The following is an 8,372-nucleotide window of genomic DNA, read 5'->3' as shown; positions in this document are numbered from 1 at the left end:
CCTGAATCCGATGGCCGTTAAAATATCGCTGTCTTCTGCCGAATAATTAATTTCTTCACCGGTACTCAGCCACACGGACAGCGCTTCCCTCAGGTAATGCGCCGAGCGGTCGAGCGCATGGCCGGTCAGGAGTGCGGGCTGCTGGCTGAGTCCCATCAGCTCCGGGGCAAGCGTGGCGGCCAGCGCTGTCCCGTGCGCCTGCATAAAGTCATTCAGCCGGTTGCGGATACTGATGCGCTGCACCGCTTCATGAGAGCGGATATAGCGTCCGGCGGCCTGATTTATCTCCCATTTTTTGACATCGATAATGTCGCGCAGTGTCTGCATTCTGTCCGGTATACGGTCATCCCCGGCCAGCACCTGTTCCTGATATTCCTGCTCTGCGGCCGCCAGTTCGGCTTTACGGTTCAGCCAGGCGGTTTCGTTCTTCTGACAGGCTTCAAAGGCCTGCTGTAGCGTAAGGGTGGTCATGGTCAGTTCTCCCCTGATTAATGACGGTATGGCGAGCTGTAGCAGCCCTGCACTTTACGGGGTGCCGGGGGTGTGACCGGCTCCGCGACAGGCGGCGCTTTCTCCGCCGGGGGCCGGATAACCTCGTCGATGGCTTCAGTGGTGCGGAACGTCGCCGAGCACTCAATATTGGTGCACTGGTGATAGCGCTGTTTGACGTTCTCCGACAGATAGCGGGAGGTGCGGGCATGCGCCGACTTTTTGCAGAACGGACAGTGCATCATGGCAGCAGCCCCCGCGCTTTCAGGTCAGCCTCGCGCTGACGCATTTTCTCCTGCCAGACCTTACGCTCGCCGGGCGTGCTGGCGGCGTCGTGGTCCATATGCGCAAGCGCGACGGCCGGGAAGCCGGTCAGGGAGAGCACCGGCTCATCGGCTGGCGTGACGGAGAAGGCGCTCACTTTCCTGGTCAGGAAGGTCACCACCTGATGCATGACCTCTTTCTCCGGCTCGATATACCCCTGATGGCCGGTGGTGTTGGCCAGCGGATTTTCCATCACCTCTGCTTTCAGCACCATCGCCCGGACCAGTGGCCCGAGGGTGTCATTCAGCGCGCGGTTAAGCTCTTCCTCAGCGTATTTACTCAGCACAGCATGATGCGCCTGGCGGAATGCCCGCGCAGTGCTGTTGCAGGTGGCTTTCAGCTGGTCACGTTCAAAGGCCAGCACTTCGGTCAGGTTGTGGCATTCCTGCGCCAGCTCCCGGCGGGCCACTCGCTCGATATGGCCGCTTTTCAGCTCATCGGTCAGCATGGCACCCCCGGCACGGAAAGCGGCGCGCCATGTGCGGGTGTCGCTGCCGTTGTCCTGCTCCAGCGCCGCTTTCTGCTCCTCCGCGCGGGTAATGGCCGTCAGGGTGTCCTCCATCCGGCGGGCCTGTTCAAGATGGGCTTCTCGGGCTGCGGCCAGTCGCTCCAGCGCCGGTTTCAGGTAATCAGGGATAAAGGTGGTGTCGGTCATGGCAGGTTTCCTCGTGATTTCAACATGAGGTGATTCTGCCGGGGCACACACAACAACACGACCTGTTGCGGTTGTGGCAGTTCTGGCACAAACAGGACGTCAAAACCCGGCTTGCCAGAGAAAGGTCTCAGGAAAAGCATACTCACCGTTTGTTTTTTTACATATAACTGTTCACTACTGTTCACTTTAAATAAAAAGATAAATAATACAGTAAGTTAAGTGGTGAACAGTTGAGAGTAAAAGTGTTCACCGACTGTTCACTACTGTTCACCTTTCTGCTTTGACGAAGCCTTGCTCTTTTAGTCTTTTTTGCGATTAAAAACCAATAATATATAAATAAAAGTAATCAGGAATGGGCCACCAGTTTGCCAACGTTTACCAAAAGATGGCCAACGTTTGCCACTGTCTAAAAGTCGTTCTGTTGTGTGGTGGGCCACTACAAAATGACTTGTTGCCCTCAGAGAAAATATTCACAAAATAGAGAGCTACCCGAGGCCGGACGGACACGACCGGCACTGTATGGACTTTATGAGGTAGCCCGATGCACACCGCTTTTTCTTCCCCGTCTTCTGCCCCTGCCGCGCCGCTGATGCCAGTCTCTGACGCCGTTCACGAGCGCTTTATCCGCCTGCCCGAAGTGATGCATCTGTGCGGGCTGTCTCGCTCCACGATTTACGACCTCATCAGCCGGGAGGCTTTCCCGAAACAAATCTCCCTCGGCGGAAAAAATGTGGCGTGGGCTCAGTCGGAAATCACCGGGTGGATGGCCGACCGTATCGCCGAACGCAACCGGGGCTATGACGCATGATGATGCCCGTTCCGCAAAAAGCCCCTTTTTCTGGCTTGCTTCCCTTCGCCGTTTCCAGGTATAGTTTTGTCGCTGCCGCAAAATCGGCAGCCGGGATTGGCGTCCCGTTTACAACATTGGCGACACCAGACGCGCCTTGCGTCTTTTTTTGTGTCTATGCCTTAGCGCAACCATTTTTGATCCAAAGATTTAAAAATCTTTGGCTCCATCGAGTAATGGTGGCTCAGGCGGGGGCTTCTCACGAAGCGCCGGTTTCCAATGTTGCCGGTTACGCCAACCCCGTTTGGGCTACCACCAGTGAAATTGGCGTTTCCGGTGGCAGCAGTCACATGCAAACATTGGAGGCTGCCATCATGGCTACTATCCTCGTCCCGTCACACCCGCAGTTTGTCTTTGTATTTGCCGCCGTTCGTCGCGCAGACCGTCAGCCCCGTATCTGTATGCTCCGCGCCGTCGCCGGGGATGAACACGCCGCACGCCTTTCCCTCGTCCGCGATTACGTCCTCTCGTTTGCCGGGCGTCTGCCGGTGGCGGAGGTGCGTGCATGAAACAGCCCGCCATCACCGTCAAAGACCTCGAATGCCTGGAGCACCTGCGTAACGTCGGCCAGTTCGTCGGCGAGCTGATGCAGGTGCAGGACTGTACTTCCCTGCGTCGTGACCCGACTCAGCAGTTACAGCTCACCTCCGTGATTTACCTGATGACCGCCCAGCTCGACGGCGTGGTCGAGCGCTGCAACCACCGCTGGTTCACCGGGGAGGGCAACGTATGAAAACGCCTCTGCCGCCTGTATTGCGTGCTGCCCTGTATCGCCGCGCCGTGGCCTGTGCCTGGCTGACCCTGTGCGAACGTCAGCACCGCTATCCCCACCTCACCCTCGACGCGCTGGAAAGTGCCATCGCCGCCGAGCTGGAGGGCTTCTATCTGCGCCAGCACGGCGAGGAAAAAGGCCGTCTGATTGCCTGTGCATTACTGGAAGATTTGATGCAGGCCGGGCCGCTGAAAGCCGCCCCGTCGCTGTCCTTCCTCGGGCTCGCCGTGATGGATGAACTCTGCGCCCGCCATCTGACATCGCCTGTACTGCACTGAGGGAGAAAACCATGAAAATGAACGTAACGGACACCGTAAAACAGGCGTGCGGCCACTGGCCGCGCATTCTCCCGGCGCTGGGCATGAAGGTGATAAAAAACCGCCATCAGGCCTGCCCGGTGTGCGGCGGCGCTGACCGGTTCCGCTTTGACGATAAAGAGGGGCGTGGCACATGGTTCTGTAACCAGTGCGGCGCCGGTGACGGCCTGAAACTGGTCGAGAAGGTGTTCGGCATATCGGCATCCGAGGCCGCCGGGAAGGTGAACGCCGTCACCGGCAATATGCCGCCGGTGGCCCCGGAAGTGATTGCGGCCTCAGACGCCGGAACGGAAGCCGACCGCAAGGCGGCAGCCGCGCTGGCCGTCAGACTGCTGGAGAAAACGCGCCCGGCCACCGGCAACGCCTACCTGACCCGCAAGGGCTTTGCCGGTCGTGAGTGTCTGACGCTGACCACGTCGCACAAAACCGGCGGCGTGGCCTACCGCGCCGGTGATGTGGTGGTGCCGCTGTATGACGGGGCTGGCGCGCTGGTTAACCTCCAGCTTATTAATGCTGAGGGGCTCAAGCGCACCCTGAAGGGCGGGCAGGTCAAAGGGGTATGCCATCTTATAGACGGACAGAAACAGGCGGGAAAACGCCTGTGGATAGCGGAGGGCTATGCGACTGCCCTTAGCGTGCATCACCTGACCGGCGAAACCGTCATGGTGGCGCTGTCGTCCGTGAACCTTCTTTCTCTGGCGAGCCTGGCCCGTCAGAAACACCCGACCTGTCAGATTATCCTCGCCGCTGACCGTGACCTGAACGGCACCGGCCAGAACACAGCCACCGCAGCCGCTCAGTCCTGTGAGGGCATTGTCGCCCTGCCGCCGGTGTTCGGTGACTGGAATGATGCGGTGATGCTGAAGGGGGAGGACGTTACGCGGAACGCCATTTATGCCGCCATCCGGCCAGCGGCACAAAGCCCGTTTGACACCATGAGCGAGGCGGAATTTACCGCCATGAGCGCCAGCGATAAGGCGATGCGGGTGCACGAGCATTACGGCGAAGCGCTGGCCGTGGACGCCAACGGCCAGCTCCTGTCCCGCTATGAAAGCGGCATCTGGAAGGTGATTCCGCCGTCTGACTTTGCCCGCGATGTGGCCGGACTGTTCCAGCGCCTGCGCGCCCCGTTCTCATCGGGGAGAATTGCCTCGGTGGTGGAGACCCTGAAGCTGATTATTCCGCAGCAGGAGGCACCGGCACGCCGTCTGATTGGTTTTCGCAACGGCGTGCTCGACACCCAAAGCGGTCTGTTCAGCCCGCACAGCAAATCGCACTGGCTGCGCACCCTGTGCGACGTGGATTTTACCCCGCCGGTCGAGGGGGAAACACTGGAAACCCACGCGCCGAACTTCTGGCGCTGGCTCGACCGGGCGGCCAGCGGCAACCCGACAAAACGTAACGTGATTCTGGCCGCGCTGTTTATGGTGCTGGCGAACCGCTACGACTGGCAGCTCTTTCTCGAAGTGACCGGTCCCGGCGGCAGCGGGAAAAGTATCCTCGCCGAAATTGCCACGATGCTGGCCGGAGAGGATAACGCCACGTCAGCCGATATCGACACGCTGGAAGACCCCCGCAAGCGTGCCTCCCTGATTGGCTTCTCGCTCATTCGTCTGCCAGACCAGGAGAAATGGAGCGGTGACGGTGCGGGGCTCAAGGCCATCACCGGCGGCGATGCGGTCTCCGTTGACCCGAAATACCAGAACCCGTACTCGACGCATATTCCGGCGGTGATTCTGGCCGTGAACAATAACCCGATGCGCTTCACCGACCGCAGCGGCGGCGTGTCACGTCGCCGGGTGATTATCCACTTCCCGGAGCAGATAGCCCCGGAGGAGCGCGACCCGCAGCTCAGGGATAAAATCGCCCGCGAGCTGGCCGTCATCGTGCGCCAGTTAATGCAGCAGTTCAGCGACCCGATGAGTGCCCGCGCGCTTCTCCAGTCGCAGCAGAACTCCGACGAGGCGCTCAGCATCAAGCGCGATGCTGACCCGACGTTTGATTTTTGCGGCTATCTGGAAATGTTGCCGGAGCCGGACGGGATGTATATGGGGAACGCCAACATTATCCCGCGCCAGCCGCGCCTGTATCTGTATCACGCCTATCTGGTATACATGGAGGCCCACGGCTACAGGAACGCGCTCAGCCTGACCATGTTCGGCAAGGGGCTCTCAGCCATGCTGAAAGAGTACGGTCTGAATTATGAGAAGCGCCGCACAAATCAGGGCATGCAGACCAATCTCGCGCTCAGGGAGGAAAGCAACGCCGACTGGCTGCCGAAGTGCGACGAACCTACCGCAACATAACCAACCCGGACCGGCATTGCCGGTCTTTTTTTACCTGCACACCGACCCGAGTGAACAGTAAAGCGTTCACTGCTCACCGAGTATTCACCAGATAACACAATGAAAATAAACAATAAAAACACCGAATGAACAGTGTGAACAGTTTTTCCAGAAAAAAACTTTTTTACCCTTAAACGTTATCAGACCGCCCAGTGCCAAAATTCGACATTACCAATAACTCGATATGTTAATCAGTCGGGTAAGTCAATTATCAGCATTCGTGAGCAGGTCAACATTAGAGTCCCAATATTTTAGTACTTATATCGGGTATTGAAATAACATCCATTATTAGTATCTTATGATTTTTTCTGCTCTCCTCCTGGAGGAGGTAATCTTTTACGTATAACATTCACGCATGCTGAAACAGAACTTTCCGTTCTTTTCCATAAAATCAACAATATAACCCCAATGACAAATCCAACAATAACTATTAGCACATAGACGATCATAACTACCGTTGATTTTATTTCTGTAACAAGCAATGAGCAAAAAATTGCTAATGCGAAAGAGAGTAAAGCGATTGCAATCGTAAGATAAATAGAATCTGGTGAACCACGCTCTATAGTCAGCAATTCTTCTTCAGATATCTCATATATAGTGAGCGTATCAATTTTTGCACGGAGTATGGCGACAGTAAACCCATCTTCTTTCTCTGGTGTCTGCGTCATAATTATTCCTATAGAACCCTAACTGATGCATTAACTGTGCCAGGATACCCTCCCAAATCAATAACCAAATTCCAGTGTCCAGAACGTGGAGCAGTTAACCTTGCGGGAGACTTAGTTGTATATCCACCATAGTACTGATGTTGCATGCCTTTTTTATACTTTGTAAAATTAATATCATCCATCAGACGTACATTTGCTTGTTTATCTAATGTAACTTCAACAACATTACCGCTAGTTAAATTAAGGTTGTAGTGCAAAAAATTCATAAAAAAAACCTCTTTATAAAAAAAGGGCATAGCGAAGAAAATAAATTGTGCACACTGCGACTTAAGTAGTAAACAGCTTGATGTAGGATTCGTAAGTGAGTTGCCAAAAAAAACACTTGGCAGTTCCTTATCAATAATAACCGGTTTATAATAGTAGGTTATCGGAATATTTTGGAATTATCAATATGCTCTCATTTGAGTATAGAGGCCCTGAGTAACTTTACAGTTCTTATACATGATAAAGTTAGTAAATCCACTTCACGCTCACAGCAGACAAAACGCTTGTATCTATAATTTGTGGAAGTGAACAGTAAAGTGTTCACTGTTCACCGAGTATTCACGCGCTAATACCTTGAAAATAAATAACAAAAACATGCAGTGAACAGTGTGAACAGTTTTCACCAAAAAAACTTTTTACTTCCCCCTCATCACCATCGTATGCCGTGATGGTCGCTGGAAACAGACCGGAGATGCGCTAAGGTGAAGAGTTGACTGTTCACTCTTCACCAACTAATCACCATCTATCACTATGATATTAAAAAGAAAAATAAGGAGGTGAACAGTGTGAACAGTTAAATGCAAAAAAACTTTTTCTTACTGAGAATTGAGCTCAAAAAAAGAACGCCATCGACGATGTGTATAGGGATGTGTATAGTTTTATTTATCGAACTTAAATTTTACTTATATATCAACACCTTGATTCAATTTATTGATTCCTATTATCGGCACCATCACTTAAAGATCCTTATAAATCAATATGTTAAACTTAAAGGTCTGCCTTTAATTCATCTATAAGAATCGGTAAATCATCCCTCATAGCTGCCGTTATGGTTGATATGGCAATTGGGATGTTAACTGTAACGGCCTGTCGTTGTACCGCTCGAACAGGTGCAAGCTCAACTCGAAGCTGATGACTTCCAATGTCTCAAAATTGCCCAATAAACGCTTAAAAGTTACGCATTCAGCTCCGATGCCCCTTACAGTGCTTCCTGAGGTATACCTAAATGAATCAGCAGAGGAGGAGTTAACAGAGAGGCGATGATAACCAACGCCCCTGATATATTAGCTATTTTGTGCGTTTGCGGCCGCAATTCTCACGCCACAGATAAAATCCCCCATGCCAGCACCAACGCTGTTACCATCGGCTACGTAATCGCCCTGAAAATCTAATCTCCCATCCATACCGAAGAAACTCAGCTTTCCGAAGCCATTGTCACAATCCGCATTTTTGATGCTGACTTTGTAGTATTTGATTGTCTTATCGCTTTTGTTATCGAACATCATAAGGATAGATGACTCGCCTTTGATGTTTTTGAAAGTACCCTTTTTAGCTGAATACTCAGTGGTGTCATTAGATGCAACCGAAATCCAGTTACTTGAATTTTCTGCAATAGCAACCTGTGACAGAAGAAGTACCGACAAGCCCAGCCATGAGATTTTCTTAACCATAAACGCCATTCCATTTATAAGAGTTTTCTTAATTCTATCCACGCTTTCAGTAACGTTCAATGATGCATCACAGACACTGCTATTTATCAGAGGGGGCAGGGATGCTTACATCGGCACCAGATGCCTCCGCCATCATAGAGACATTTCCAACGCTATTTTCCCGTATGCAGGCGCAGCCAGTCGCTGAGGTTAAACCGTCAGTGCGGCTCAACATGTTAAGTAAAATTGCGATGCATGTCG

General features: G+C 53.0%; 11 protein-coding genes and 1 pseudogene. 6 read left to right on the top strand and 6 right to left on the bottom strand.

The window, feature by feature from the left end; translation table 11 throughout:
• From ROR01S_RS23945 to sid, 3 genes are all read right to left on the bottom strand, one after another.
• On the bottom strand, positions 1-471 hold a 471-nt coding region (locus tag ROR01S_RS23945), incomplete at its 3' end, for a phage polarity suppression protein (RefSeq protein WP_064359941.1).
• Between the two features lie 17 nt (positions 472-488).
• Positions 489-734 carry an ogr/Delta-like zinc finger family protein gene (locus ROR01S_RS23940; protein ID WP_004185270.1) on the bottom strand — a complete coding sequence of 82 codons (246 nt, stop codon included), beginning with the start codon at positions 732-734 and terminating at the stop codon, positions 489-491.
• Positions 731-1,468, bottom strand: coding sequence for a capsid size-determining scaffold Sid (gene sid / locus ROR01S_RS23935; protein WP_064359940.1), 738 nt, complete (start codon positions 1,466-1,468; stop codon positions 731-733). The genes ROR01S_RS23940 and sid overlap by 4 nt, the downstream gene beginning before the upstream one ends.
• A gap of 541 nt (positions 1,469-2,009) precedes the next feature.
• Between sid and ROR01S_RS23930 the strand changes: the two genes are divergently transcribed.
• The 6 genes and pseudogenes from ROR01S_RS23930 to ROR01S_RS23910 all read left to right on the top strand — a co-directional run bounded on the left by ROR01S_RS23930 (position 2,010) and on the right by ROR01S_RS23910 (position 5,710).
• Complete coding sequence (locus tag ROR01S_RS23930) at positions 2,010-2,276, top strand: helix-turn-helix transcriptional regulator (RefSeq protein WP_004174792.1); 267 nt, start codon at positions 2,010-2,012, stop codon at positions 2,274-2,276.
• A pseudogene (locus ROR01S_RS27840) lies at positions 2,273-2,605 on the top strand (ash family protein); the annotation flags it as partial. The gene ROR01S_RS23930 and the pseudogene ROR01S_RS27840, both read left to right, overlap by 4 nt.
• A 24-nt stretch (positions 2,606-2,629) precedes the next feature.
• The gene (locus ROR01S_RS27835) at positions 2,630-2,824 is read left to right on the top strand and encodes a host cell division inhibitor Icd-like protein (RefSeq protein WP_501161682.1); all 195 of its coding nucleotides are present in this window, start codon (positions 2,630-2,632) and stop codon (positions 2,822-2,824) included.
• Complete coding sequence (locus tag ROR01S_RS23920) at positions 2,821-3,048, top strand: hypothetical protein (protein WP_004098168.1); 228 nt, start codon at positions 2,821-2,823, stop codon at positions 3,046-3,048. The genes ROR01S_RS27835 and ROR01S_RS23920 overlap by 4 nt, the downstream gene beginning before the upstream one ends.
• Entirely contained in the window at positions 3,045-3,365 is a 321-nt protein-coding gene (locus ROR01S_RS23915) for a DUF5375 domain-containing protein (protein WP_002889897.1), read from the top strand. The genes ROR01S_RS23920 and ROR01S_RS23915 overlap by 4 nt, the downstream gene beginning before the upstream one ends.
• Before the next feature lie 11 nt (positions 3,366-3,376).
• Entirely contained in the window at positions 3,377-5,710 is a 2,334-nt protein-coding gene (locus ROR01S_RS23910; protein ID WP_064359938.1) for a primase-helicase zinc-binding domain-containing protein, read from the top strand.
• A gap of 335 nt (positions 5,711-6,045) precedes the next feature.
• Here ROR01S_RS23910 and ROR01S_RS27180 read toward each other — a convergent pair whose 3' ends face one another.
• The 3 genes from ROR01S_RS27180 to ROR01S_RS23900 all read right to left on the bottom strand — a co-directional run bounded on the left by ROR01S_RS27180 (position 6,046) and on the right by ROR01S_RS23900 (position 8,132).
• Complete coding sequence (locus ROR01S_RS27180) at positions 6,046-6,417, bottom strand: hypothetical protein (RefSeq protein ID WP_142245001.1); 372 nt, start codon at positions 6,415-6,417, stop codon at positions 6,046-6,048.
• A gap of 8 nt (positions 6,418-6,425) precedes the next feature.
• Positions 6,426-6,683: a DUF1883 domain-containing protein gene (locus ROR01S_RS26625; RefSeq protein ID WP_158662247.1), complete on the bottom strand. Its 258-nt coding sequence runs from the start codon at positions 6,681-6,683 to the stop codon at positions 6,426-6,428.
• 1,062 nt (positions 6,684-7,745) lie between these two features.
• Entirely contained in the window at positions 7,746-8,132 is a 387-nt protein-coding gene (locus ROR01S_RS23900; RefSeq protein WP_004858320.1) for a hypothetical protein, read from the bottom strand.
• Positions 8,133-8,372 lie beyond the last annotated feature (240 nt).

The organism is Klebsiella ornithinolytica NBRC 105727 = ATCC 31898 (genome assembly GCF_001598295.1).
GTDB lineage: Bacteria > Pseudomonadota > Gammaproteobacteria > Enterobacterales > Enterobacteriaceae > Klebsiella > Klebsiella ornithinolytica.
The sequence above is the reverse complement of the archived record's forward strand: the minus strand, read 5'-3'. Positions and strand labels throughout refer to the sequence as shown.